The 26,347-nt window shown below is 65.8% G+C and carries 20 protein-coding genes and 1 pseudogene; 7 read left to right on the top strand and 14 right to left on the bottom strand.

The window, feature by feature from the left end; genetic code table 11:
• Positions 1–177: 177 nt before the first annotated feature.
• From ACODSY_RS24075 to ACODSY_RS24060, 4 genes are all read right to left on the bottom strand, one after another.
• Entirely contained in the window at positions 178–1,554 is a 1,377-nt protein-coding gene (locus ACODSY_RS24075) for a spinster family MFS transporter (protein WP_488954445.1), read from the bottom strand.
• A 140-nt stretch (positions 1,555–1,694) separates the two neighbouring features.
• Positions 1,695–2,894 carry an iron-containing alcohol dehydrogenase gene (locus tag ACODSY_RS24070; protein WP_488954444.1) on the bottom strand — a complete coding sequence of 400 codons (1,200 nt, stop codon included), beginning with the start codon at positions 2,892–2,894 and terminating at the stop codon, positions 1,695–1,697.
• Positions 2,895–3,226: 332 nt separating this feature from the next.
• The gene (locus ACODSY_RS24065) at positions 3,227–4,432 is read right to left on the bottom strand and encodes an acetyl-CoA C-acyltransferase (RefSeq protein WP_488954443.1); all 1,206 of its coding nucleotides are present in this window, start codon (positions 4,430–4,432) and stop codon (positions 3,227–3,229) included.
• Between the two features lie 94 nt (positions 4,433–4,526).
• Positions 4,527–5,147: a 2-hydroxychromene-2-carboxylate isomerase gene (locus ACODSY_RS24060; RefSeq protein ID WP_488954442.1), complete on the bottom strand. Its 621-nt coding sequence runs from the start codon at positions 5,145–5,147 to the stop codon at positions 4,527–4,529.
• A gap of 448 nt (positions 5,148–5,595) precedes the next feature.
• Between ACODSY_RS24060 and ACODSY_RS24055 the strand changes: the two genes are divergently transcribed.
• The 3 genes from ACODSY_RS24055 (at position 5,596) to acuI (ending at position 9,092) form a co-directional block, all read left to right on the top strand.
• Positions 5,596–6,792, top strand: a complete 1,197-nt coding sequence (locus tag ACODSY_RS24055) for an acyl-CoA dehydrogenase family protein (protein ID WP_488954441.1) — start codon at positions 5,596–5,598, stop codon at positions 6,790–6,792.
• Between the two features lie 17 nt (positions 6,793–6,809).
• Positions 6,810–7,943: an acyl-CoA dehydrogenase family protein gene (locus tag ACODSY_RS24050; RefSeq protein ID WP_488954440.1), complete on the top strand. Its 1,134-nt coding sequence runs from the start codon at positions 6,810–6,812 to the stop codon at positions 7,941–7,943.
• Positions 7,944–8,105: 162 nt separating this feature from the next.
• The gene (acuI, locus tag ACODSY_RS24045; RefSeq protein ID WP_488954439.1) at positions 8,106–9,092 is read left to right on the top strand and encodes an acrylyl-CoA reductase (NADPH); all 987 of its coding nucleotides are present in this window, start codon (positions 8,106–8,108) and stop codon (positions 9,090–9,092) included.
• A gap of 318 nt (positions 9,093–9,410) precedes the next feature.
• Here the strand turns inward: acuI and ACODSY_RS24040 are convergent, their stop codons facing one another.
• Together ACODSY_RS24040 and ACODSY_RS24035 are read right to left on the bottom strand one after the other, a co-directional pair.
• Positions 9,411–9,536, bottom strand: a complete 126-nt coding sequence (locus tag ACODSY_RS24040) for a hypothetical protein (RefSeq protein ID WP_488954438.1) — start codon at positions 9,534–9,536, stop codon at positions 9,411–9,413.
• Positions 9,537–9,904: 368 nt separating this feature from the next.
• Positions 9,905–10,933, bottom strand: a complete 1,029-nt coding sequence (locus tag ACODSY_RS24035) for an NmrA family NAD(P)-binding protein (protein WP_488954437.1) — start codon at positions 10,931–10,933, stop codon at positions 9,905–9,907.
• Positions 10,934–11,945: 1,012 nt separating this feature from the next.
• Here ACODSY_RS24035 and ACODSY_RS24030 point away from each other — a divergent pair.
• From ACODSY_RS24030 to ACODSY_RS24020, 3 genes are all read left to right on the top strand, one after another.
• Positions 11,946–14,225: a TonB-dependent receptor gene (locus tag ACODSY_RS24030; protein ID WP_488954436.1), complete on the top strand. Its 2,280-nt coding sequence runs from the start codon at positions 11,946–11,948 to the stop codon at positions 14,223–14,225.
• Positions 14,226–14,341: 116 nt separating this feature from the next.
• A complete protein-coding gene (locus ACODSY_RS24025; RefSeq protein WP_488954435.1) occupies positions 14,342–15,238 on the top strand; it encodes an alpha/beta hydrolase in 897 nt (298 codons plus the stop codon).
• A gap of 270 nt (positions 15,239–15,508) precedes the next feature.
• Positions 15,509–16,483: a quinone oxidoreductase family protein gene (locus ACODSY_RS24020; protein ID WP_488954434.1), complete on the top strand. Its 975-nt coding sequence runs from the start codon at positions 15,509–15,511 to the stop codon at positions 16,481–16,483.
• Between the two features lie 216 nt (positions 16,484–16,699).
• Here the strand turns inward: ACODSY_RS24020 and ACODSY_RS24015 are convergent, their stop codons facing one another.
• The 6 genes from ACODSY_RS24015 to ACODSY_RS23990 all read right to left on the bottom strand — a co-directional run bounded on the left by ACODSY_RS24015 (position 16,700) and on the right by ACODSY_RS23990 (position 22,344).
• Positions 16,700–17,710 carry an NAD(P)H-dependent flavin oxidoreductase gene (locus tag ACODSY_RS24015; protein WP_488954433.1) on the bottom strand — a complete coding sequence of 337 codons (1,011 nt, stop codon included), beginning with the start codon at positions 17,708–17,710 and terminating at the stop codon, positions 16,700–16,702.
• Positions 17,711–17,917: 207 nt separating this feature from the next.
• Positions 17,918–18,979 carry a phosphotransferase family protein gene (locus ACODSY_RS24010; RefSeq protein ID WP_488954432.1) on the bottom strand — a complete coding sequence of 354 codons (1,062 nt, stop codon included), beginning with the start codon at positions 18,977–18,979 and terminating at the stop codon, positions 17,918–17,920.
• 148 nt (positions 18,980–19,127) lie between these two features.
• Complete coding sequence (locus ACODSY_RS24005; RefSeq protein ID WP_488954431.1) at positions 19,128–20,540, bottom strand: NAD(P)(+) transhydrogenase (Re/Si-specific) subunit beta; 1,413 nt, start codon at positions 20,538–20,540, stop codon at positions 19,128–19,130.
• Entirely contained in the window at positions 20,537–20,878 is a 342-nt protein-coding gene (locus tag ACODSY_RS24000) for a hypothetical protein (protein ID WP_488954430.1), read from the bottom strand. Before ACODSY_RS24000 ends, ACODSY_RS24005 begins: the two co-directional genes overlap by 4 nt.
• Positions 20,875–21,195: a proton-translocating transhydrogenase family protein gene (locus tag ACODSY_RS23995; protein WP_488954429.1), complete on the bottom strand. Its 321-nt coding sequence runs from the start codon at positions 21,193–21,195 to the stop codon at positions 20,875–20,877. Before ACODSY_RS23995 ends, ACODSY_RS24000 begins: the two co-directional genes overlap by 4 nt.
• 15 nt (positions 21,196–21,210) lie before the next feature.
• The gene (locus ACODSY_RS23990) at positions 21,211–22,344 is read right to left on the bottom strand and encodes a Re/Si-specific NAD(P)(+) transhydrogenase subunit alpha (RefSeq protein ID WP_488954428.1); all 1,134 of its coding nucleotides are present in this window, start codon (positions 22,342–22,344) and stop codon (positions 21,211–21,213) included.
• A gap of 523 nt (positions 22,345–22,867) precedes the next feature.
• Between ACODSY_RS23990 and ACODSY_RS23985 the strand changes: the two genes are divergently transcribed.
• Positions 22,868–23,500, top strand: coding sequence for a TetR/AcrR family transcriptional regulator (locus ACODSY_RS23985; RefSeq protein WP_488954427.1), 633 nt, complete (start codon positions 22,868–22,870; stop codon positions 23,498–23,500).
• A 291-nt stretch (positions 23,501–23,791) separates the two neighbouring features.
• Here the strand turns inward: ACODSY_RS23985 and ACODSY_RS23980 are convergent, their stop codons facing one another.
• Positions 23,792–25,846 carry a DUF6351 family protein gene (locus ACODSY_RS23980; protein WP_488954426.1) on the bottom strand — a complete coding sequence of 685 codons (2,055 nt, stop codon included), beginning with the start codon at positions 25,844–25,846 and terminating at the stop codon, positions 23,792–23,794.
• 81 nt (positions 25,847–25,927) lie between these two features.
• Positions 25,928–26,347 (bottom strand): annotated as a pseudogene (locus tag ACODSY_RS23975) (P-type conjugative transfer protein TrbL); the annotation flags it as partial.

The following is a 26,347-nucleotide window of genomic DNA, read 5'->3' as shown; positions in this document are numbered from 1 at the left end:
GTGCGGACATTCCTCAGAGATTCCGTAGCTCAACGAAACGTATCTTATGCATTGTAATCACAGACCATTTTGCGACCCTCGCCCCTTGATTGTCTGTCGTCGAGCCTGCGCAACGGCGCGCGTCATCCACAGTCAATCACATTATACGTGCTATAATTGCACTCTACTCATGCTAGATCAGCCTAGTGTGTCTTCGCGGATCGTCCTGCGGGCGACCCAGAAGCACCCGAAGGCGGCGACGCCGAACAGGCTCCCAACCACGAGCGCCCATCGGACCCCTTCGGCTGGACCCAAACCGAAGCCGTGGTTGAACATGTCTGAGGCGGCTCCGATGGTGATCGGCCCAAGCCCAAAACCGAGCAGGTTGACGAGGAAGAGCAGGACGGCCGCTGCGGTTGCGCGCATCTGGGGCGGCACGACGGATTGGGCGGTCCCGTAGACGGGCCCGAACCACAAGGTGCCGAGGAAGCCATTTAGCGCCAGGAGTCCCAGGCCGACGGCCGCATGCGGCGCCGTGACGGCGAGGACGAAGATGGGAATGGACAGCAGACTCGCCGCGGCAGGGGCAAGCATCCAGGCTCGAAGGTCTCGACTTCCGAGCCGATCCGAGAGCCAGCCGCCGCACATTGCCCCGAGGGCTCCGCTCAATCCGCTGATCAGGCCCAGCGCGAGGCCCAGGAACCCTATCGATCGGATCTGCAGCCCGAAGACTTCGCCGGTCTGAGCCGCGAGCGCGGCGATCTCAGCGGGGTGGTTCCGCAAGAAGAACGAGGCCGTGAACGGCGCTGCGCCGAAACCGACGAAGGCCGTGATCGCGCCTCCCATGGCCACCAGCCAGAATGTCCGTCGCCGTGCGAGGTAAGCCATGGTCTCGCCGAAAGTCGCGGCCGTCGAGGCGAGATGGACGGCGTGGTGCGCCAGCCGCCGCCGAGGCTCGCGCAGCGTCGTGAAGGCCAGCGCCGCAAAGATCAGTCCGGGCGCGCCTGCGATCAAGAAGGCGACCCGCCAGCCGAAGGCGTCGGCCACCAGGCCACCGAGGGCGAGGCCGAGAAGGGTGCCGATCGGCGTTCCCATCGAGTAGAACGCCAGGGCCGAGGCGCGCTTCTCCCTCGGGACATAGTCGACGATCAAGGAATGGGCCGGCGGCGTGCATCCCGCCTCGCCGACGCCGACGCCGACGCGGAAGAAGACGAGCTGGGCGAAGGTCTGAGCTACGCCGCCCAAGGCCGTGAACGCGCTCCAAACCGCCACGGACGCGCCAATGATTACCGGGCGATTCCGCCGCTCCGCAAACCGGGCGATGGGAATTCCCAACAGCGTGTAGAACATTGCAAACGCCAGACCGCTCAGCACGCCGAGCTGCCAGTCGGCGAGCCCGAGATCCTGCTTGATCGGTTCTGCGAGGATCGTGACGACCTGACGGTCCAGAAAGTTCGCGATGTAGATGCCGAGCAGCAGCCACATGGCGTACCGCGTATAGGCCGGTGAATAGGGAACGCCCACGGGCTCCTGAACGAGCGCTGGATCGGCGATCTGAGTCGGCGTCGCGGTCATGGGGCATCCTGGCGAAGTGCGGACTGGCAGCTGCCAGCCGCGGTGCGGAGTCAGACCAGGCGCGCAGATCGGGCGACTGCTCGCCTCGCGCCGCAGCCGGTAGGCGCCGTCTGGCCGATGCCAGTCGGCGGCCTTAGGGGTCAGGCGGGCTGGGCGGCCACCTGATCCTTCGTTGTCTCGAGCAACGCGACGACGTCGGCCGGCTGAACCAGCGGACGCGGGTTGACGGGGGCAAACACCGACTTCACCGCAACTTCGCCAATCCGGAGGTAGTCCGTGGGCTGGATCCCCACGTCGCTTAGCTTGCCCGGCAAGCCCAACTCCTGAACCAGTTGCTCGATGGCGCTGGCGGCGCTGCGTCCGGCGGCGCCTAGCGCGGCTGCAATTCGGCGCTGCGCGTCCTCTGTGGCCGAGCGATTGTACCGCAGGACATGCGGCATCAGCACCGGGGTGATGAGGAAGTGCGGCACGCCGAAGGTTCCGCCGAGAACGTGGCCGATAGCATGGCTGGCGCCCATCGGAACTCGGGTCTGCAAGCCGAAGGCCGAAAGCCAGGATCCGTATTGCGCAAGACGTCGCGCCTCCACGTCCAACGGGTCCGCCTTGCAACGCCGCAGGCCTTCCGCAAGCAGGCCGATCCCCTCAGTGACGACCGCGTCCACCAGCGGGGTGCCGAAGCCGGAGCATAGGGCTTCGATTCCGTGGTCCATCGATCGCGTGCCGGACCCAAGCCAAAGGGTCTCCGGGGTGTGGATTGTGATCTGCGGATCCAGGATGATGGCGCGCGGCATCATCAGGGGATGGTGGAAGATCTGCTTCCAATCCCGCCGGGTGTCGGTCACCAGGGCGCCGGCGTTGTACTCGCCGCCGCTTAGCGTTGTGGGGACGACGATCGAGCGCACCGTTGGCGCCCGGAACGACTTCGAGGAGAGCGGGACCCCCGGCGCCCCCGCGGTCAATTCGTAACCGTCGAGGCCATCCTCTTCGAAAATCTCGTGCTCCATGCACACAGTGACGATCTTCACCACGTCGACCACCGAGCCGCCCCCGACGGCGACCAGGAGGTCTGCGCCGGCCGCCGCCGCGGCCTTGGCGATTTCCACGGCGCTTGCCCGCGTCGTGTGTTGCGGTACGCCATCGAAGGCGCCGGCGTAGCGGTCGCCCAACTTCGCCCGGATCTTGTCGATCTCATCTGTCGTCGTGTTGAGGGTGTGGCTGACCACCAGGTAGACGCGCCTCGCGCCAAGGCGCTGCGCCTCCGCCAGGACCGCGTCCGCTGCGGCCTGGCCGAAGATCACCCGATCCATCGGCGGAAAGTGTTGGACGCCTTCGAGCCGCATCTTTCGCTCCTCCCTGGTCTTTTCTCGCCATCCGCCGTGCGCGACAGGCTCTACGTACGGTAATCGAAAACAGGAAGCATGATAGTGCTAAATTAGAACGCGCTGACGATTTCGATGATTGGATCGTCTTTCGACCCGGATCCGCCGGCGGGATGGTGACGCGGCGAGACAAAGCAGCGTGGAGGCGCCGCGCTACAATGCGCGTGATCGGCTGGGGCTGCTCAAGCTGGAGCACGACATCGATAGCCAATCAGTAGCCTGGCATCGCGCCGCAAGGTGGGATTCGACACCCATTCTCGGCGTCACAACAGCAACCGCCGCAGCCGCACGTCTCAGAAGATTTCGAACAGACCTGCCGCCCCCATGCCGCCGCCGACGCACATGGTGACGACGCCGTACTTCGCCTTGCGGCGCTTGCCCTCGTACATGAGGTGGGCCGTGCAACGGGCGCCGGTCATGCCGTAGGGGTGGCCGATCGAGATCGAGCCGCCCGAGACGTTGTACTTCGCCGGGTCGATGCCCAGCTTGTCGCGGCAGTACAGGACCTGGGAGGCGAAGGCCTCGTTCAGCTCCCAGATGTCGATGTCGTCGATGGTCAGGCCGTTCCGTTCGAGCAGCTTGGGGATCGCGAACACCGGGCCGATGCCCATCTCCTCCGGCCCGCAGCCGGCCACGGCCATGCCGCGGTAGGCGCCCAGTACGTCCAGCCCACGCTTTTCAGCTTCCTTCCGCTCCATCAAGACGATGGCGGCGGCGCCGTCCGACAGCTGGCTGGCGTTGCCGGCGGTGACGAACTTGCCTTCCTGGACGTAGCGGCCGCCCTTGAAGACCGGGTTCAGCTTCTGGAGATCGGCCAGCACGGTCTGCGGGCGGTTGCCCTCGTCGCCGCTGATCGTAATTTGATTGTCGGCGGTCTCGCCGGTCTCCTTGTTGACCAGCACCTTCATGACCGTGGTCACGGGGACGATTTCGTCTGCGAAGCGGCCTTCCGACTGCGCCTGGGCGGTTCGCTGCTGGCTCTGCAGGGCGTACTCGTCCTGGGCTTCGCGGCTGACGCCGTAGCGCTCAGCCACGACCTCGGCGGTCTCGATCATCGAGGTCCACAGTTCAGGGACGTGCCCAGCGAGCCACGGATCGGTGGCCATGTACCCGTTCATCTTGTCGTTCTGGACCAGGCTGATCGACTCAAGGCCGCCACCGATGGCGACCGTGGCGCCGTCGTTGATGATGTACTTGGCGGCCGTCGCCACGCCCATCAGGCCCGAGCTGCACTGGCGGTCGATGGTCATGCCCGAGATGGTGTTGGGCAGGCCGGCGCGGAGCGCGGCCTGGCGGGCGATGTTGTTGCCCGTCGTGCCCTGCTGCATGGCGACGCCCATGGCGATGTCGTCAATCTCGCCGGGGTCCACCCCGGCCTGGGCCACGGCGGCGCGGATCGCCTCGGCGCCCAAGGTGGCGCCAAAGGTGTTGTTGAACGCGCCCCGATAGGCCTTGCCGATGGGGGTCCGCTTGGCGGCGACGATGACGGCCTCACGCATGTGACGGCTCCTGCTCAATAAGGCTGCGCGGCGGGGCCGCGTGTGATGGCAGGCGGGCCTGCCTTGGAAAGGTGGTTGAGGAGACGGCTCCCGCCTAAGCCGCCGCCACGCCCCGGGTCTGCAACACGATCTCGTCCTCGACGTCGCGGAGCCGATCCTTGCCGAAATAGAGCTCTCGGCCGACCATGAAGGAGGGGCTGCCGAACACTCCCGCGTCCACGGCCGCCTGGGTGTTGGCGACCAGCCTGGACTTGACCTCGTCGGTCTGGGAAAGCCGGAGGATCTCGTCCTTCGGGAGGCCGGCTTCCACCAGCGAGGCGGCGTAGACCTCAGGGTCATCCATCTTGCGGCCCCGGGTCCACATGTCCTCGTAGACCTGCTCCACGAAAGCCTCGAACACGCCCGCGACCTGGGCCGCCACGGCGCCCCGCATCAACTGCAGGGTATTGATCGGGAAATGCGGATTGAACTGGAAGTCCGAGATGCCGTGCCGCTTGAGGAAACGCGCGATCTCGATCCGATCGTAATCGGGCTTGTTCCTGATGCCCGCGAAGGCGGTGGCCGGAGACTGGTTGCCTGTCAGCTTGAACACGCCGCCCAGCAAGACGGGCTCATAGACGAAGCTTGCCTTCGCCCTCGCCTCGATCGCGGGGATCACGCGGTGACTCATGTAGGCGTTCGGGCTTCCGAAATCGAAATAGAAGGTAACGTTCATCCATGCCATTCCTGCGGCCGCCCGTGGTGTGACGTGGCCGCTCGTGAGTATGTTAATAGCACTGACAGAGGTCGGCAGTGAGTTCAAGCGGTTTCCATGCGCGTCTGAAGTTGTCCAACGGCGTCACCTAGCACCGGTGGGCGACGAACGGCCTTGGAGGCTGGCCCTCGGCGTCGACACGTCCCGAGGAGCCACGAGGCCCGCACCGATGTGATCCGGTCTGCTCTGCGCAGCGCGCCGAGCATCGCGGGGCGTCAAGTCCAGCCTGCGCTCTGTCCACGCCCTGACCTGCTGCGCGCGACCTGCCGACTCTTGGACCGATTCACGCGGCCCTTCTTCCGAGGCCGGCGACTATCGCGCCAGGCGGATCCTGCATGGGTTCCATTCTGGCACTTATGATGTTAGGACGCCTTGGACGCTCGGCAGCCGCCCACGCTGGAGGAAGACGATGGACCTCACCTTTGACGCTGCAGACGAGGCCTTTCGGCAGGAGGTGCGAGCGTTCCTGGCCGCGAACCTGCCGCAGGAGCTCGCCGGACGGGTCCGGCTCGGAAAAGGCCTCGGCAAGGCCGATTTCGAAGGCTGGCAGGCGACGCTGAACGCGCGGGGCTGGCTCGCGCCACACTGGCCCAAAGCATACGGCGGCCAGGATTGGACGGCGACCCAATCGTTCATCTGGGACTACGAGTCCTCGCTCGCCAATGCCCCCCCGACCATCGCCTTCGGCCTGAAGATGCTGGCGCCGGTGCTGATCAAGTACGGCTCGGAGGAGCAGAGGCGCCATTGGCTGCCGCGCATGCTCAGGGGCGACGACTGGTGGTGCCAGGGTTATTCGGAGCCGGGTGCCGGTTCGGACCTTGCGGGCGTGAAGACGACCGCCGTTCGGCAGGGCGATCACTACGTCATCAACGGTCAGAAGACGTGGACCTCGTTCGCCCAGCACGCGAACATGATCTTTCTCCTGGCCCGAACCGACAGCTCAGGGAAGAAGCAGGAGGGCATCTCCTTCATCCTGGTGGACATGAACCAGCCTGGCGTGGAGGTGCGCCCCATCATCACGCTGGATGGCGACCACGAGGTGAACGAGGTCTTCTTCACCGATGCGCGCGCTCCGGTGTCCAACCTCGTCGGCGAAGAAGGCAAGGGCTGGACGTACGCGAAGTATCTGCTGACCTATGAGCGCACCAGCATGGCCATGGTCGGTGCGTCATCCGCGTCGCTCGAGCTTCTGAGGGAGATCGCTCAACGGGAGACCAAGGGCGACCGGCCACTCGCAGAAGACCCCTACTTCGCGGCCAGGTTCGCCAAGGCGGAGATCGAACTGGAGAACCTGAAGACGACCACCCTGCGCGTCGTGGCCGCGGCTGCGGCCGGGGGCGCGCCCGGAGCCGAAAGCTCGATGCTGAAGGTCAAGGGAACAGAGGTCGCACAGGAAATCCAGGCCCTTAGCCGGCGGGCTGTGGGACCCTACGCCGTTCCCTTCCAGCGCGACTGCCTCGAACCTGGCGCGAACGCCGAGCCGGTCGGAGCGGACTATGCCGCCGGCGTGACACCCACCTACCTCAACGGCCGGAAGCTCACGATCTACGGCGGTTCCAACGAGGTGCAACGCAACATCATCACCAAAGCCATTCTCAAGCTCTGAGGCAGGAAGCACAGACCATGGAGTTGAACCCGACCGCCGACCAGCAAATGCTGTCGGACATGCTCAATCGCTTCCTCGCTGAGCGCTATCCGCTGGCGGGGCGGGCCGGCCTCGCCGATCGCGCGCCCGGATACAGCCCGGAGGCCTGGACGCAACTTGCTGAACTCGGCGTCCTCGGGGCGCTGTTCGATCCCGCGGCCGGGGGCTATGGCGGCGCGCCGGGTGACATCAGGGTCGTGTTCGAAGCCTTGGGTCGTGGCGCCGTGGCGGGGCCGTTTCTGCCCTGCCTGATGGCGGGAAGCGTTCTGGCAGGTGTGGGGACCACGGCGTCGCAGGACCTACTGGGCGCGATCATCGGCGGCGAAACCGTGATCGCGTTCGCACACCAGGAGCCGCGTAGCCGCTACGAGCTGAGCCGTGTCGAGACCCGAGTGGAGAGGTCTGAGCAAGGTTGGCGGCTGTCTGGGACCAAGTCTGTCGTCGCGTTCGGCGACGCCGCGGATTACCTCGTCGTTTCCGCCCGAGCCTCCGGCTCCGCCGCTGAAGAGGCCGGCCTATCGCTGTTCCTGGTTCCGGTGACGGCGGCTGGCCTGACCATCCAAGGCTATGCGGGCGTGGACGGCGCCCGCAGTGCGGAGGTCGTGCTGAACGACGTCGAGGTGGCGCCTGACGCGTTGCTCGGTGTCGAAGGGGACGCGTTCGCCTTGGTCGAGCGGGTCACGGGCGTGGGGATTCTGGCCCTATGCGCCGACGCCATAGGCGCCCTGGACGTCGTGAAGGATTCGACCGTCGAATACCTGCAGACGCGCGTCCAGTTCGGACAGCCGATCGGTAGCTTCCAGGCTCTTCAGCACCGGATGGCCACGCTCTTGATCGAAATCGAGCAGGCCCGCTCCGCGCTCTTCAATGCAGTGGCCGCCTTCCATGATTTCGGGATCGTCCGCGAGCGGGCGCTTTCGGCGGCGAAGTACACCTTGGGCCGGGTCGGCGCGCTCGTCGCCGAGGAGGCGGTTCAGCTACATGGGGGCATCGGCATGACGTGGGAGCTTCCGCTCTCGCACTACGTCAAGCGCCTCATCATGCTCGATCATCACCTGGGCGATGTGGACCACCACATCGAACGCTACGTCGCGCTCGGGCAAGCGGCATGAGGGCCGATATAGTTCCAGGCTCGCACACGCATCGACGATTTGACAACGTGGCGCGCCGAGCGCGTTAGTGTCGAAATCCTACTTATAGACGACCGCGGGCCAGCCGCTCGAATTCTCGGCCGCCTGAAGCACACACTCAGACAGAATTAAGGGAACAGAGAGATGAGCTTCAGGGCTTTGGTGGCGCGCAAGACAGACGGCAAGATCACGACGCAGCTTGAGACGATGGAAGAGGCCGACCTGGGCCCGGGCGACGTGACCATCGCGGTCGAATGGTCGACGGTGAACTACAAGGACGGGCTCGCGATCACCGGCGCCGTCGGTGTCATCAGGAATTTCCCTCTGGTTCCCGGCATCGATCTCGCCGGCGTCGTGGAGTCTTCCACCGACCCGCGGTTCGCCGCGGGCGACCGGGTGGTGGTCAACAGCTGGGGCCTGAGCCAGACCCATCATGGGGGCTACGCCGAGCGCGCCCGGGTCAGCGGCGACTGGGTGATCAAGCTGCCGGAAGCGATCTCCACCCGCCACGCAATGGCCATCGGCACGGCCGGCTACACGGCGATGCTGAGCGTGCTGGCGCTGGAGCATGGGGGCGTCGGACCGGATCGGGGCGATGTCCTGGTCACCGGCGCAAACGGCGGGGTCGGCTCCGTCGCTATCGCGCTGCTCTCCCGCCTCGGCTACCGGGTCATCGCTTCAACGGGCCGGCTCGAGGAAAAGGACTATCTCACCGCTCTGGGCGCGTCCGAGGTCATCGACCGCGCGGAGCTGTCGGCGGCAGGCCGGCCAATGGGCGCCGAACGCTGGGCGGGCGCGATCGACTCGGTCGGCAGCCACACGCTGGCAAATGTGCTGGCGCAGACGAAGTACCGCGGCGTGGTCACCGCATGCGGCCTCGCTCAGGGCACGGACCTGCCCGCGACGGTGCTGCCGTTCATCATGCGAAACGTCACCCTGGCGGGCATCGACTCGGTCAACGCGCCTCACGAGGTGCGGGTGGAGGCTTACGATCGACTGGCGAGCGATCTCGATCTCGCCAAGCTGGAGCAGACGATCACCGAAGTGGGTCTCGCGGACGCGCCCAGCGTGGCTGAGGCGATCCTTCGCGGCGAGGTGCGCGGCCGCACCGTGGTCGACGTTCGCCGATGAGACTTTCGCGCGGAGCGTGGCCCGCGCCGCGCACTTGCCCGCGCTCATCGAAAAGACGCCTGGGAAGCAGGCGGCGGGGTTCAGACCCCTTCGTGTCTCGACGTGGTTGTCGATCCCGCGCGCCGCGCGGCTTGCCCGGCGCAGGGTGCTGCGCGTCCAACCTCACCGAGGCGGCCACATCGTCGGTAGGGACGACCTGCTGGCGATAGGCTCTTCGAGGCTCTTGATGAGACCTTCGGAGAGGGCGATGCCCACCGAAGCCGAGATGAAACTCTTGGCCACGGACAGCGACCATCCATTGGACGCCACGGCCGCCGGTCAGCCAGTAGGTCTCGAACCGCACGACCCCGTCTTGAGCACCAGAAGCGCCGAGGTGTGCGTGTCCTCCAGGCGCGCGTTCAGGTCCTTGGTGGCGCCGCCATCGGCGACGTAGGTGGCGGCCAAGGTGATCCGCGGCCCTTCCGGAAACTCGACGACCGCGGCGCAGGCCTCATCGGCTTCGTGGCCAGCAGCTGCTGAATGCGGCAGACGTTCTGGTACTGGGGCTCTCCGGAAAGAGACGCATCGGCGTGGTCTCAACGGTTTGGGCGGCCTCCGACATATCTGGGCTCTTCATGTCACATTGGCTCTAAGCCGTAGCCGTCGGACGCTTCCACAGGCATCGCGGACGGCTGGAGCCTCACATCACGGGCCCCGAGCTGTTCTCGGCCTGTGATCATGCCGCGAACGCCCCAGCCGGCCTCCGCGACGGCTTGCGCCGCGCGGCTCGAGTGAGAGGCGGCGGCGCCATAGCGCCGCCGCGCATGAGACGATCAGAAGGCCCGTGCCGGCATGAGGTCGCGCACTTCGCGATGTTGGAGGTGGTTCAATGCGTCCTTCTGAAAGCGCCAGGTTTCGGCTTCGAGGACGGACCTGAAGGTGGTGGCGGGGCGGCCGAGCAGGCGCTCCACGTCGTCGGTGACCTCGGCGATGTACCGGTCCCCGGCGTTTTGCCGCGCCAGGTTCATAAGGTGCCGCGCCGGGTGGTCTTCAATGGGCGGCAACGCCTTGTACATCAGCTCCTGGAACGCCTCCAGGGTGGATGGCACGTAGGTGATCTTGCGCCCCAGCACCGCCGAGAAGTCCTCGGCGAACTCGTACCAGTTCTTGCGGACCGGTCCCGTGAGAAGGTGCGACTTTCCGGCGTGGTCCTTGGGGTTCACGAGCGCCTCGACGCAGACCTCGGTGACATCGACCGTGGCCACCGGCGCAGTCTTGGCGTCGCCGAACGGCAGGCGGATCGTATCGTCCTCCTTGATGGTCATCGCCGGTATCCACAGGGTGATGGGATTTTCGACGAACATGGCCGCCTGGATGTGGCAGACCGGAAGGCCGGACCAGTCCAGGGCGCGCTCGGCGGCCCAGTGCACGAACTGCTGGGGGGACCACTGCACGTCGGCCCCGAGGACGGCGATGCGTTCAGCGTCGGGCAGGGCCATGTTCTCGAGCGTCATGTAGCACTGCTCGAAGTCGGACATGTTCACGAAGATCTCGCAGCCGCCTTCGCGCTTCGCCGCCGCCGCCATGAGGATGGTCGCATCGGCATAGTAGGGGTTGAGGCTCATGCTGAAGTAGATTCGCTTCACCCCCTTCACCGCCTCAGTGACATCACGAGGGTTGAGAAGGTCGCCCACGAACACCTCGGCGCCCATGTCGCGCAGGTCCTGCGCCCGCTGGTCGTCCGTCCGCACGAAGGCTCGGACGGCATGGCCGCGCTCAAGGAGGCTGCGGGCGATCGTCCGCCCCACACTTCCGGTCTGGCCGCCGGCGCTGGTCACGAGGATGGGGGGCTTGCTGGCCATGGAACTACCTTTCGAAGGTGAGGGACGCTCGCGATTTCGCGGTGCGTGGGGGTTGGCGGGATCCAGAGGTGTGTCCGACGTCCAATATTCAGGACAGCGGAACTCGCACCGGCAGCTGGTCGTCGACAGTCGTCGGGGCGGAGGTGGTGCGGTGGTGCGCCGTACGCACCGCGGGGGAGCGCTGCAGTATCTCCGCCCCCCCTCGGGTGCAGACCCCTGGGCAGGCGTCGCCTGTTCCCTCTGCCATCTCAGCGTTCCTCGTCGTCTGTTCTTCAGGCCCGGGCGGGGCGCACCGAGGAGGCGGCCACCATTAGGGGCATATGAGGATTATCACTTCGTCAGTGCTGAAACAAGACTCGTTAAGTCCGGCTCAAAGAGCCACGGGGCGACCTGGATTCATCCCTCATTGTGCCCGCCAGGTTGCACCATCGCGACGGGAGCACGGCGACCTCCGGCCCTGTGCATCCCAGCGACGCCGGCGGCGCAGTCCTGTCGCTGTATCTCACATTCCCTACGCCGCACCTGAGTGGGCAGGTCGCGTGAATTAGTGTTGTTTTGCTACTGACGTGATGATAGCGGATATATGCCCCTATCGGTGAGGGGTGCGTTGCCTCATGAGATCGCCGCGCCTGGGCGGCATGATGGGGCGCGGCACGTGATTGCATCAGGGACGATGGGCGGAGCCTGAGGGCTGACCTAAGCAGCAGCGACGAAGGCGGGCGCGCTCTCTTCGTCGCAAGGGTCAGAGGAGGTCGACGCCCCGGCCAAGGCGCCATCGGTGAGAGCGGCGACAATTAAGGGGCATATGCCCCATCCTGCGGCGTTTGTGCGTTCTTGTTTCGAACGTCGGGGTCACACCGAACCAATGAACAGCGACCTCGGGACGACAACCCGGGGCTCACAGAAAAGCGCCGGAGACCGGCGAACAACGACAGGGAGGGAATTCGAAATGCACAGACAACGTCCATTCACGCGCTTTGCGGCCTTGGCGGGAGCTGGGGCGGCCGCTCTGATGGCCCCCGCCGCCTTCGCGGCGGACGCGGCAGGGGAACCTGCCAACACAATCGAGGAAATCGTCGTCACGGCGCAGAAGCGCGAGCAGGGCATGAACAGCGTGCCGATGTCGATCACGGCGGCGACGGGCGAACAACTCGCGCGGCAAGGCGTCGACGAACCCCGGGACCTGGTCAAGGTCGTGCCAGGCCTGACGTACACGGACTCCTACAGCGGAACGCCGATCTACACCTTGAGGGGCATCGGCTTCAGTGACGTTAGCCTGGGCGGGCGGCCGACGGTCAGCATCTACGTCGATGAAGCCCCGATACCTTTTGCCATCGCAACGCGAGGCGCGAACCTCGACCTGGAGCGCGTCGAAGTGCTCAAGGGTCCGCAGGGCACGCTCTTCGGCCAGAATTCGACAGGCGGCGCGATCAACTTCATTGCGGCGAAGCCCACCGAAGCGTTCGCCGCAGGCGCAGACGTCAGCTACGGCAGGTTCAACGCCATCGACGCCGGCGGCTTCATCAGTGGTCCCTTGAGCGACACCGTGCAGGCGCGGATCGCCCTTCAGCGTCGGCAAGGCGATGGTTGGCAAAAGAGCTACACGCATGGCGGCTCCCTCGGAGACCAGGATTTCACCAGCGGCCGGTTGCTCCTCGCCTGGACGCCCACCGAGGCTCTCAGGGCGCAGCTGAATGTGAATGGCTGGATCGACGACTCGGAGAACCAGGCGCCGCAAGCGATCGCGCTCACGCCGAATATCGAGCCTCTCGCAGGTGTGGTCCCTGGTCTGGTCACATATCCACTGTCGCCGAGGAATTCGCGCGCGGCGGACTGGGACCCGAAGGGGCGCTATGACCGCAACGACAAGTTTTACCAGGCCACTCTGCGGCTGGACTACACGCTGCCGCACGACCTGACGCTGACCTCACTCAGCTCGTACAATCACTTCACCACCAACGGTCTCGTCGACATCGACGGAACGACGCTGAACAGCAACGATCAAGTGACGGCCGGGAAGATCTCGTCGGTCTCCCAAGAACTTCGTCTGGCCGGCGAACTGCCCGGCGATGGTCATTTCGTGGTCGGCGCCAGCGCCGCCTACGACAAGGTGCTGCAGGACGATTTCATGGATCTGTCCCAAAGCACGATCGGCTATGTGCTGACCGGTTTCGGGCTTCCCGTGTTCGAGGGCTATGACGCGATCAACGATCAGCGCATCCAGAACCAGGCCGTCTTCGCCAGCGTCGATTTCAACGTGACCGAGACACTCAGCCTGACGGCCGGCGCCCGCTACACAAAGACCGATGACAAGTTCAACGGCTGCACCGCCGACAAGGGCAACGGCAACATGCAGGCGACGTTCGGGAACTTCTGGAACTTCCTGCGCTCGACGCAGGGGCTCCCGCCGAATCCTCCGATCCCACTCGGCGGCTGCGGAACCTCGGGCGCGAACTTCGTCCCCGGGATGATCCACAACAACCTGAAGGAGGACAACGTCTCCTGGCGGGCCGGGGCCGAGTGGAAGCCTCGCGAACGCACCCTCGTCTACGCAAACGTCAGCAAGGGCTACAAGGCGGGCAGCTTTCCGATCCTGGGCGCGACCAGGAATCCGCAGTTCGATCCGGCCACCCAGGAATCAGTCTTGGCCTACGAAGTGGGCTTCAAGTCCACGCTGCTGAGCCAAACGCTCCAATTGAACGGAGCGGCGTTCTACTACGACTACCGGGACAAGCAGATCCTGGGGCGCGTGTTGGATCCTACGCTGGGTTCGTTGCTCGCCTTGGTCAACGTTCCGAGGGCCGACGTCCGCGGCGCCGAGCTGCAGGCGACCTGGTCGCCCATTCGCGGCCTCACGGTCAATTCCGGGCTCTCGTACATCAATTCCCGCGTCCTGGGAGGGTTCGCGAATTTTGATCCCAACGGAGCCTTCAAGAGCTTCGACGACGAGGCTTTCCCGAACACGCCGAAGTGGCAATTCCTCACCGACGTGAACTACACTTGGAGCCTCACGGACAGCCTCAATGGCTTCGTCGGCGGCAACGTCACCTATCAGAGCCGTACCAACAGCCAGCTGGGGGAACTGCCGAGCCTCAAGACCAAGGCGTACGCTCTCGTCGATTTGCGGGCCGGGGTCGAAACCGCTGACGGCAAATGGCGCGTCTCGGCCTGGGGACGCAACGTCGGCAACACCTACTACTGGACCGCAGCAAATCGGGCCACCGACTTCACGGTGCGGTTCGCGGGCATGCCGGCGACGTACGGGATCGCCGTAAGCCGTCGGTTCGATTGACGTCCTGCCCCCCGTCGATGAGCGGTGGCTCATCGGCGGGACGGCTCGTTGGCGGTCGGGCCTGACGCCTGCCAGCCGATCGTCCCCGAGATAGCCGAGACACGGAAGGACCCGCGATGCCAAGTCCCGAACTCGAAGCCCTGATCGCACAATTTCGCGCCCGACCACTTGATGAGACCCTGCCTCCGCAGGACCTCCGCGCCGGCTTTGCGGCGATGGCCGAACTGCTGTCTCCGCCGCTGGAGGAAGCGGCGTTCGAAGCGGTCGACGCTGGCGGAGTCCCTGGCGAATGGGTGAGCTTTCCAGGCGACGTTGCGTCCCGGGTCCTCCTCTACCTCCACGGCGGCGGCTACGTCTTCGGATCCGCAAAGACTTATCGCGGCATGGTGTCTCGCCTGTGCCGGGGCGCCGGTGTGCGGGGGTTGTCGCTGGACTACCGGCTCGCGCCCGAAAATAGATTTCCGGCCGCCGTCGACGATGCTGTGGCCGGCTACCAATGGCTGCTTGCCCAAGGGGTGCCGTCCAATCAGATCGTGATCGCGGGCGACTCCGCCGGGGGCGGTTTGACCTTGGCGACGCTCGTCGCTCTACGAGATCAGGGGACGCCCCTTCCGGCGGCGGCGGTGTGCATATCGCCGTTCACCGACCAAGCCCGGGAAGGCCGCTCGGTGGCCTCCAAGGCGGCGCTCGATCCTGTCATCAGCCCCGACCTGCTCGCCGCCGTCACGGAGCATTACATCGGACGCGAGGCCGACCCGCGAACGCCGTACGCGTCGCCGCTCTACGCTGAGCTTGTCGGCTTGCCGCCGGTCCTCATCCTCGTGGGTTCTTCCGAGGTGCTGCTCGACGATTCCACACGCTTCGCGGAGCGCGCAAAATTCGCCGGGGTGGACCTCGAGATCGACGTTTGGGACGGCATGATCCACATCTGGCCGTTCTTTGCGGCGATCATTCCTGAAGGTCGACAAGCGATCGACCAGATGGGCGCCTACATTGCCGGTAAACTCGCCTGAAGGCTTCGTGGCAGTCGCGAAAGCCGGCGCGTTGGGGATCCATGTCACCGCCCCAGTCCCGTTCGAATGACAAGCGCTCGGTGGTCTACGCTTGAGGTCCGGCGACGCGCACATCTCCGGACCAGACAGTGCTCGGTTTCATACGGACCCGAAGGCGCTGGCCCGACCTCGCGGTGGGCGACGGGCTGTGTCCGCAGGCTTTCCGAACAACGGCTGAGACCTGCCCCTGTCTTCAGACCGACGGGCCCGTTTCTCGACAGGAGTCGATCCATGGCCTTGGCCATCCGCATCCACAAGACCGGTGGCCCGAAGGTGATGGAGCTGGCGCCGCTCGAGCAGGTCGCGCCGGGACCAGGCGAAGCGTGGGTCGAGCAAGAGGCGATCGGGGTCAATTACCTCGACGTGACACATCGCAACGGCGCCGTCCCAATCTCGCTCCCGAGCGGGCTGGGCATTGAGGCCGCCGGGAAGGTCACCGCGATCGGCGAAGGCGTGCAAGCTGTCGCCGTCGGCGACAGGGTGGCCTATGCCCTCGGCCCACTCGGCAGCTATGCGAGCGGGCGCCTCTATCCGGCGAGGCGCCTGCTGCGCATCCCCGATCGCCTGAGCTTCGGCGACGCGGCCGCCCTCATGGTCAAGGGGCTTACGGCCCAGTACCTGCTGCACTCTACCCATGCCATCGCTCCGGGCGCGGCCGTGCTGATGTACGGGGTCGCCGGCGGGCTCGGCCAGATCATGGCGCCCTGGGCCAAGCGGCTGGGCGCATTTCTGATCGGCGTCGTCTCGAAGGAGGCCAGCGTCGAACGCGCAAAGCGGCTCGGATGCGACGAGGTGCTGGTCTGGGGGAGCTGCGACTTGCCTGCCGAAGCGAGGCGCCTGACCGAGGGGCGCGGGGTGGATGTGGTCTATGACGGCGTTGGGCGGTTATCGTTCGAGGCCTCGCTCGCGAGTCTGCGAGTCCGCGGAACAATGGTGTCGATCGGCGCCACCTCCGGCGTTCCCGCGCCGGTCGACCTCCGCACGATCAACCAATCGTCGCTGTTTATCACCCGCCCTAGCCTGGTCCACCACACGACCGCCATCTCCGAATATGCGCGGCGGGCCGAGGACGTCTTCGAGGCCGTGGAACGGGGCTGGATCCAACCTCAAATCTGGAGGGAATTCCCCCTCGCCGACGCGGCAGTTGCTCATGAGCTGCTTGAGCAGGGAAAGTCCGCCGGGACTATCCTGCTGAAGCCGGCATGACGGGACGCCCACGCTCCGGCCGCGAGGCCTTCGGCCAACCGCGGCGCACAGCCGGAGCATGATCTCGACGAGCGAGGCGGCCATCGCTCGGTTCCTGGAGCGGACAGGCGAGACAACCCCCCGGGCCGCTTCAGACGCGCATGGGAGCTGCCCGCGGCACAGCGCACAGGCGACCGTCTCCATCAGTCTTCCTGCGCGCTATTTCCATTGGCTCGATCAGGCGTCGACCGTCGCCAGCTGTGATACGGTTCCGCCCGCAAGGAACCCGTCCAAACGCTTGCGAATGATCATTTCGGCTTCGGCCATGATCCTATCCATCAGCTCCTGAACAGTCGGGATGTCCTCGATCAACCCCACGACCATGCCGCAACTCCAGGCGCCGGCGTCCATGTCGCCATCGACCATCACGCGCGGATAGACCCCGGCGACCTCAGGCGCGATCTGCTCGAAGGTCAAGGCGGCGCCCCAGGTACGTTCCTTTTCGAGGAGCCGTTCGACGCCGGCGTTGGTCAGCACCCGCTCGGTGTTCCGCAAGGGGCGCATCACCAGGCGCGTGTCGAGCTCGCTCGCCGCCAGGATGGCCTGTTTCACGTTCTCGTGGACCGGTGCATCCTTCGTGGCAAGGAACCGGGTGCCCATGTTGACGCCCTCGGCGCCCATAGCCAGCGCGGCCACCAGCGACCGCCCGTCCGCCATCCCGCCCGACGCCACGAAGGGGATTTTCAGCTCCTCGGCGGCTCGGGGTAGCAGGATGAAATTCGGCACGTCATCCTCGCCCGGGTGCCCGCCGCACTCGAACCCGTCGACGCTGACGGCGTCGCAGCCGATCGCCTCGGCCTTCAGCGCGTGGCGCACCGAAGTGCACTTATGGATCACCTTGACACCCGCCTCCTTCAACGCTGGCAGCCACTTCTGCGGGTTGTTGCCAGCGGTCTCGACCGCCTTCACGCCGCTCTCGATGATCACCTTCACGAAGCCAGGATAGTCCGGCGGCGTCACCGCCGGCAGGAAGGTCAGGTTCACGCCGAACGGCTTGTCGGTCATCTCCCGGCAGCGGGCGATCTCCTTCGCCAGCTTCTCCGGCGTGCCCAGCGTCAGACCCGTGATAATCCCTAGGCCCCCGGCGTTCGACACCGCAGCCGCCATCTCGGCGAAGCCGACCATGTGCATCCCACCTTGGATGATCGGGCGTTCGATGCCGAACAGTTCAGTGATCCTGGTCTTCATGGTCGCTCCACGGCTCGGCCACCTCACGGGCTGAGGTAATGAGTTCTTTTATTGAACCCATACGTCCAGCGCAATCCATCGACGCCGGAATACATTCGACCTGCGGTCTCGCCGCTAGTGAGCGCCGCCCCTCGCGCGTTCGAGACGGTCGCCCGCTCACCGCCAAGACTGACCTCAATCGGCGCCCACAAGCGCCACGCCTTCCAGCTAGTCCGGCTTCGCCTCCAGCAGGTTGAGCGCCGTCTGGGCCAGTTCTGGCGCGCGGTTGACCGGGTCCCGCTCGCTGGCCACCGTTCCGCTCTGGGTTCGCCGGTGGACACCCTGCGTAATTGAGGCGAGCCGGAACACGGCGAATGCCATGTAGAAGGTCCAGTCGCGGATCCCGGTGCGGCCCGTGCGGCGGCAGTAGGCGGCGACATATTCGGCCTCGGTTGGGATGCCGCTCGCCCGGAGATCTATGCCGTCCAGGGTTCCCCAGGTGGCATTGTCCGATCGCCATAGAAACGCGTTGTAGGCGAGGTCGGCCAAGGGGTGCCCGATCGTGGCCAGCTCCCAATCCAGAACCGCCAGCAGCTTCGGCTCCGTGGGGTGGAAGAGGGCGTTCTCCAACCGATAATCGCCATGTGCAATGGTCGCTTCCTCGTTCGAAGGGATCCGACCGGGCAGCATCGCGATGAGCCGCTCCATGGCGGGAAGGTGGCCGGTCTCCGCGGCCCGGTACTGCTTCGTCCAACGGCTGACTTGGCGCTCGAAGTAGCCGGTTGCGCGACCGAAGTCGGTTAGCCCCAAGGCCGCGTAGTCGACCAGATGGAGCTTGGCGAGTGTGGCATTGAGTTCATCGTAGATCGCGCTGCGTTCGGCGGGGGTGAGGCCCGGCAAACGTGCGTCCCGAAATACCCTGCCCTCAACGTAGTCCATGACGTAGAACTTGGTGCCGATGACCTCGGGGTCCTCGCACAAATGGCGCATCACCGGCACGGGGATGTCTGAAGCCTTCAGAGCGTCCATGATCCGGAATTCGCGGTCCACCTGATGGGCGCTTGGCAAGAGGGGCCCCGGCGGTTGTTTGCGCAGCACGTAGCGCGCGGAACCACGGGCTGTGTTCGCGACGAGCAGGAAGGTTGGATTGGACGCGCCGCCCTGGAATTGACGGACGGCCATATCCTCGCCGAACTCATCTATATTGGCGCGGAGGTACCGCGCCAGCCGCTCTTCGTCGAAGCGGTGGACAGGGGCAATTTGCGCCGAGGGCGGCAGTTGCGGCGACATGACTTGTTCCTTGAATCAACGGGAGAACGATCGCCTCCGCCGTGGCGCGACGGCGGCGAGAACTTGTCTAGGATCAGCCGGGAGACGAGAGGCGGCGACGATCGGCCGGGCGTGAGCGGCTGCGGGTTGCGCCAGTCCGTTCCTGGCCTCACAGCCCCTTCACGATCCCTTCGACCATCTTCTTGGCGTCGGCGAACAGCATCATGGTGTTGTCGCGGAAGAACAGCTCGTTCTCGACGCCGGCGTAGCCCGCCGCCATGCCGCGCTTCACGAACAGCACCGTGCGGGCCTTTTCCACGTCCAGGATCGGCATGCCGTAGATCGCCGAGGTCGGGTCGGTCTTGGCCGCCGGGTTGGTGACGTCGTTGGCGCCGATCACGAAGGCCACGTCGGCGGTCGGGAACTCGGCGTTGATGTCCTCCAGCTCGAAGACCTCGTCGTAGGGGACGTTGGCCTCGGCCAGCAGCACGTTCATGTGGCCCGGCATCCGACCGGCGACGGGGTGGATGGCGTACTTCACCTCCACGCCCTCCTCCTTCAGCTTGTCGACCATCTCGCGCAGCGCGTGCTGGGCCTGGGCCACGGCCATGCCGTAGCCGGGGACGATGATGACCTTCGACGCGTTCTTCATGATGAAGGCCGCGTCGTCGGCGGAGCCCTGCTTCACCGGCCGACTCTCGACCTTGCCGCCGGCCGCCGCGGCGCTGTCGTCGGCGCCGAACCCGCCCAGGATCACCGAGACGAAGCTGCGGTTCATCGCCTTGCACATGATGTAGCTGAGGATCGCGCCCGACGAGCCCACCAGCGCGCCGGTGATGATCAGGGTGATGTTCTCGAGCGTGAAGCCCAGCGCCGCCGCCGCCCAGCCGGAGTAGCTGTTCAGCATCGACACCACGACGGGCATGTCCGCGCCGCCGATCGGGATTATCAGGGTGATCCCGATGATCAGGCTGAGCGCCAGGATCGCCCAGAACGCCCAGATCGCCGCGCCGCCGCTGATCACCAGGACCACGACCAGGGCGACGATGCCCAGGCCCAGCGCCAGGTTCAGCAGGTGGCGGGCGGGCAGCATGATCGGCGCGCCGCTCATGTTGCCGTTCAGCTTCAGGGCGGCGATCACCGAGCCGGTCAGGGTCACGGCGCCGATGGCCAGGCCCAGCGACAGCTCGATCAGCGAATTGAGGTGGATGTGGCCGTCGTCGCCGAGGATGCCATAGGCGGCGGGGGTGTAGATGGCGGCCACGGCCACGAGGCAGGCGGCGGCGCCGACGAGGCTGTGGAAGGTGGCCACCAGCTGCGGCATGGCGGTCATGGCGACGCGGCGGGCGATCAGCGCGCCGACGCCGCCGCCGATCACGACGCCGCCGAGGATCAGGCCGATGGTCACCGGGTCGAGCTTCGGCCCCAGCAGCCAAAGCGTCGTCACGACCGCGATGCCCATGCCGATCATGCCGTTGCGGTTGCCCGCCTGGCTGGTGGTGGGCGAGCTCAGGCCCCTGAGCGCCAGGATGAACAACACCCCGGAGACGAGGTAGAGGATGGCCGCGATATTGGCGTTCATGCGCTAGTCCCCCGACGCCCGGCCCGCCGCACCGACGGAAGCCTGACCCAAATCATACGAAGCAGAACCGCCGCGAGGCCCAGCGGCGTGAACATGCGGCCAAGTCCCGCCTCGTTCCACGACACGCCCGTGCCTAGATTCTGCGAGATCGCCAGCCCGTCCGAAACGAGCAGCGCCACCATCGCGGCGACGCCGACAGCGCAAAGGGCGAGTTCCCAAGCCGCGCGCGTACCCGTCGAGGCCCGGCTCGATGAGCGGAGGCCGATCAGCAACAGGCCGAAGAGAAGGGCGAAGCCGCCGCCGACCGCCAGAACGCCTTGCCAGACGTTCTCGCTCACTTGCCCTTGTCCTTCTTCTTGTACATCGCCAGCATCCGCTGGGTGACGAGGAAGCCGCCGAAGATGTTCACCGCCGCAAAGGCCGCGGCGACCGCGCCGGCGCCCTTCGAGACCAGGATGTTGCCGGTCATCTCGCCGTCCGTCCCGCTGGCCGCGGCGGCCAGCAGGGCCCCCACGATGATCACCGAGGAGATGGCGTTGGTCACCGCCATCAGCGGCGTGTGCAGGGCCGGCGTGACGCTCCAGACCACGTAGTAGCCCACGAAGATCGCGAGCACGAAGATCGCCAGGCGGAAGACCGTGGGATCGACATCCATCGTTTCAGCTCCGGATCAGGCTTTGAGGTTCGGGTGGACCACGGCGCCGCCGTGGGTGACCAGCGCGGCCTTCAGGATCTCCTCCTCCAGGTCGGGCGCGAAGGCGCCTTCCTTGGTGAGGAACAGGCCGGCGAAGGCGAACAGGTTGCGGGCGTAGAGGGCCGAGGCGTCGGTGGCGATCCGGCCGGGCAGGTTGGCCACGCCCATGATCTTCACGCCGTTCGCGGTCTCGGCGACCTCGCCCAGCTTGGCGCCCTCGACATTGCCGCCCTGCTCGACGGCCAGGTCGACGATGACCGAGCCGGGCCGCATGGAGGCGACCTGGGCGGCGCTGACCAGCTTGGGCGCCGGGCGGCCCGGGATCAGGGCGGTGGTGATGACAATGTCCTGCTTGGCGATGTGCGAGGAGACCAGCTCGGCCTGCTTGGCCTGGTATTCCTTGCTCATTTCCTTGGCGTAGCCGCCGGCGGTCTGGGCGTTCTTGAACTCCTCGTCCTCGACGGCGAGGAACTTGGCGCCCAGGCTCTCGACCTGTTCCTTGGTGGCCGGCCGCACGTCGGTGGCGGTGACGACCCCACCCAGGCGGCGCGCCGTGGCGATGGCCTGTAGGCCAGCGACGCCGACGCCCATCACGAACACCTTTGCCGCGGCGACGGTGCCGGCGGCGGTCATCATCATCGGCATCGACCGGCCGTAGGCGTCGGCCGCCTCGATCACGGCGCGATAGCCGGCCAGGTTGGCCTGGCTGGACAGCACGTCCATCACCTGGGCGCGGGTGATCCGCGGCACGAATTCCATGGCGAAGGCGGTGGCGCCCTGCTTGGCCAGCGCGTCCAGCGTGGGGCGCTCCATGTAGGGGTTCAGCGTGGCCGCGACGATGGCGCCGGACTTCAGCGCCTTGATCTCTTCGGCCTCGGGGCCGCGCACCTTGAACAGGATGTCGGCCTTGCCGATCGCGTCCTTGGCGGTCTTGGCGATGGTGGCCCCGGCGGCGGCGTAGTCCGCGTCGGGATAGGCGGCGGGAACGCCCGCGCCGCTCTCGACGATCACGGAGAACCCCGCGCCGATGAGCTTCTTCACCGTCTCGGGGACGGCGGCCACGCGGGTCTCCCCGGCGCGGCGCTCCTTGGTGACGGCGATGACGGCCATTGGGCGGGCTTTTCCATGGGATACATCAGGGTGACCGCCTCCTACCAGTCAGGCCCATCCAGGTAAATGCTATAAAAGAACTAACTAGAGGATTGCTCAATTCCTTGCCAAGCCGCGGTCCTTGAGCCTCCGTGGAAAGCGTCTCCATCGGCAGGGGCAACTCTCCATTCCGTCTGCTTCGCCGTCTTGCGGGGCGAAGACTCCTGGTGTGAAGGACCGTATGGGCTCGCGAGCCGCCGTCGCTTACGACGCCCTTCCAGGCTTCCCGCCAGAGCCGCCTCGCCGAGACGGTCGAGCACGGGATCATCGAGTGCCGTCCACCAACATTGGTCACGTGGACGGCGCCGCGCGCCCTCGCGAGCGCGATATTGCGGTAGGCGGGCGGCAGCTCACCGGACCGACACCTGTAAGGGGTTTGGCTGGCGCCGGCGACGATCGACAAGGAGACGGCCCGCGCAACAGGCACGCGAGATCGTGGGCTGACTCCTTGCCGGCAATACTATGACGCTATAGGTCATTTTTCATGAACAACGAGCCGCCTTCCGGAGCGTCGACCGTCCGGCGGCCCGGCCGACCCGCCATCGATCGTCGCGAGGAGATCCTCGACGCGGCGCAGCGGCTCTACGACTCGATCGGCTTCGAAAAGACGACAATCGGAGACGTGGCGCGCGAACTCGGCATGTCGCCAGCGAACCTATATCGCAGCTTTCCGAGCCGGCGGGCGATCGACGAGGCTATCGCTGGTCGCAAGCTTTCTGTCATCGAGGACGCCGCTTGGACCGCCGCCCGAGCGGGAGGAGACCCGGCTGCCGCGCTCCAGCAACTCAGTCTCGCTGTGCTGCGCGAGACGCGTAGGGCGTTGTTCAGCGAGCCGCGGATGCATGACGTCTGCGCCGTGGCGGCGCGGGAACGGTGGGCGGTAGTGCACGCCCACTTCGAGGGTTTGCGGGGCGCCGTTCGCCATTTGATCATGGAGGGTCAGCGTTCCGGGGCATTCCGCAAGTCCGAACCGGAAGCCCTGGCTGACGCGGTGAACGCGGCGCTTACCAGGGTCTGGAACCCCTATGTCATCCCCCTCTTCAGCGAAGAGGATCTGGAAGCCACGAGCGCTCGGGTCTGCGAACTCCTAGTGAACGGCCTAACCTCTGTTAAATGATGAGCTGGCATATTTTCGTCGTTTAGGCATCCAGCGAGTTGCTTTCGCCGCAGAGGTCAAGTGAGTTGCAAGGCTTGCAGTCGCGGTTTTCGGGCCGACGCACACCGTAAGCCGTTGTATGCAGTGGCTCGGACCAAGCTCAGACCTAATATTGGAACGACCACGCGAAAGTCCCCAAGTTGGCTAAAAGTCCCAACTGGCGGGCCCGCACCAGCCGGCTGCCGCGGTCGAGGAACAGCGCTCGGAACTCCTCTCGGGTGCGTCCCCGCAGCCCTTGCCCGCGCTCCGCTCTTAGCGAGACGTTCGTAGCATGGGCTCCGATTTCGGCGGCGGGCCGAGCGGCCTGCCTCCGACGGTGTCTGAATAGGTCAGCCAAAGTCCAGCGGGCGGTTGCTGTTCGACGCCAGGCTTCGACCAGTCGCAAACACCTCCAGGGAAGGCCTGAAGTAGCCGCCGCTGCTGTTCATCGGTGAATCGAATGGAGCCGTATTCTTTCCAATCGATTGGCTTGAGCTGACACTTTTGTACGTCGCTGGACATCGGGGCTCCGGCGACCGTCTTTGGATAAATGTACCTCTCCGGGCAGCTTGCACCGGGCTTACCATCAGCCCAGCACACGTCCTTCGCCTCGGCGGGCCTATTGCGACGCACCTTCTCGGGGAGTGTGGCGGTGCTCTGATCTGCCTCAATGCGCGCCAGCCACTTGTCGACCGTCAAGAACGCGGCGCGATTCATGGCGTACGACTTCTCTGTCCCGAGCGCACCGGATTGGTCATCGACCGTGATGAAGGTGACAAGGTTGTCGGCTTGCCCATTCGCGGCCTCGAGCCGGGCCTGCATGACATCAGACGCGATCAACGGGTGGAATACATCAGTTGGGACGTACGTATGCACGTGGACCATGGGCACGTCGGCGAGTTGGCGTGCGTTGTCCACTTGCCCCGACCGGTAGAGGTTGCGTAGCCCTTCCCGGTTCGCTTCCGTCCGCTGCGCCGTCCAATGGCCCTCAATGTCTATGCCACCGACCTTGAGGTTCATATCAACGAACTGCTCGGGACCTATCTGCCCGCGCTTGAGGGCTTCCAGCCCATACTGGACGCCGACATTGTCAACTGGCCGATTGGTGAAGCCGTGGCCGATCTGGCGCTCGACGGGCCCCCACTCGGATGGCGGTCGAGAGCCGAGGATCTGTTTCTGGAACTCCTCCAGGGAACACCGGCTCCCTTTCGGATTGCGCGCCGGATCATACACCCAGGCCGGTTCTTCCGCCGCCGACGATGCGGTGCATCCAAATCCCGGCTGATACCAAAAGAAGGGCTCCGACTGGTTCACAAAAGAGTTTTTATGAGCATCAACACCGCCGAATACAGCAATCTGCGCGCTCTTATCGGCCCATTGCTGCGGCGATACCTTGTCGAAATAATGAATCAGCAGCGGGTAGTCGAAGGCTGCATTGTTCATTATCACCGTCCACATGTCCGGGAGGGCGCACCTCGGTATCAAGCCGTCGATAATTCCTGGATAGTTGTTGGCGGTTAGGTGCTGCATCATCGAACCGCCCGAGCAGCCTATCCCGATTGTGTATCGCACCGGTCCGTAGGACTCGATCAGATGTTCCTTGACCATCATCGCCGTCTCGGTGGCGGTTACCGGATTGTTGACCTGAGCAATTGTCGACGTTGCGACCGCGAAACCAAGCCCCAACACGTCGCCGCCACCGCCGGTGTGGCTCCTGGGCTGGCCCGCTTGCGCGATGGTCAGGACATCCGGGATGCCTCCATTTATGGCTTGTCGCTGCCACCACTTGGTGCTGCCGTTGAAGAGCATGAGCAGCTTGCCATTCCAGCTGGACTGCGGGCTCCATGGCGTCCAACCCTGGCCAGGCTGGTACAGCACGGCGATGTCGTAGACGGCGCGGTTGATCACGCCGCGCTCGCGCCGCACGATGAAAGGCACGGTCTTTCCCTGATCGGTGGTCGTGCTGGCGACCTGACGAGGCGGGGGCGGTGACGCGGGATCGTAAGCGAGGAGGGGGTCACCCGGTCCGGAACCCTCACGCTTGTAGAAGAACTCATACCGGGTTGGCGCTTCGCATGTCGGAGGCGCCGAGGGGTCAAGGCCAAGCAGTTCGGTCTCGCAGATATAGGGTTCGACGCGCGGGCCCGAGAAGATTGGCCCCTGTCGCGGGTAGTTGGTCAGGCTCAACGCCGCGCCCGGCCCTCCCGCCACCTGGGCGACAAGGGTATTCTCGCCCTCGCGCAAACCCTCGACCCGCCCCTGAAATCGACCACTACTCCTCACCGCAAACTGACCGGTGATGTCTCGACCGTTCAGCTTTACGGTCATGGCCTTGGGCGCGCTGGTAGGGCGTGGCCTCCGGCGCGGACGCCAAGGCGCGCTTCGGGCGGAAGAACGGGTGCATCGTCTCTAGGCCTCCTCGTCCCTGAGCTGCGGCGCGAGCGCGCCGGAAGTTTCGTTGCCGGGCAGGAGCGCGCGGCCGGCGTTGGCGACGAAGAAGGCCTGCAGCGCCGCGCTGCGACGCCCACGAGGACCGGTGCCCTCCCCTCGCCCCGGCGCCTGTGCGGCGCGGTGGAAGTCCCGGCGGGCGGCTTCGGTCTCGCGCGCGATCCGCGGCGACGCCGCATCGGGGGTTTGGTCATCCGGGGGGCCGCCGCCCCCACGCTCCGGCCCGGCCTTCGGGTCGGCGATGCGGTCCGCGACGGACGACCACTCGGCCCCACTCTCACTCACGCCCGAAGCGCCGCGCCCGAGCCCCGGCGTCGGCCCGGGCCCCGCTCCCCGCGGCGGGTTGTCGTTGGACGGGCGCGGCGGGCGTTCCGCCGGGTG

The sequence above is a fragment of the Phenylobacterium sp. FG114 genome (assembly GCF_057809855.1).
This window is presented reverse-complemented; position numbering and strand designations above follow the sequence as displayed.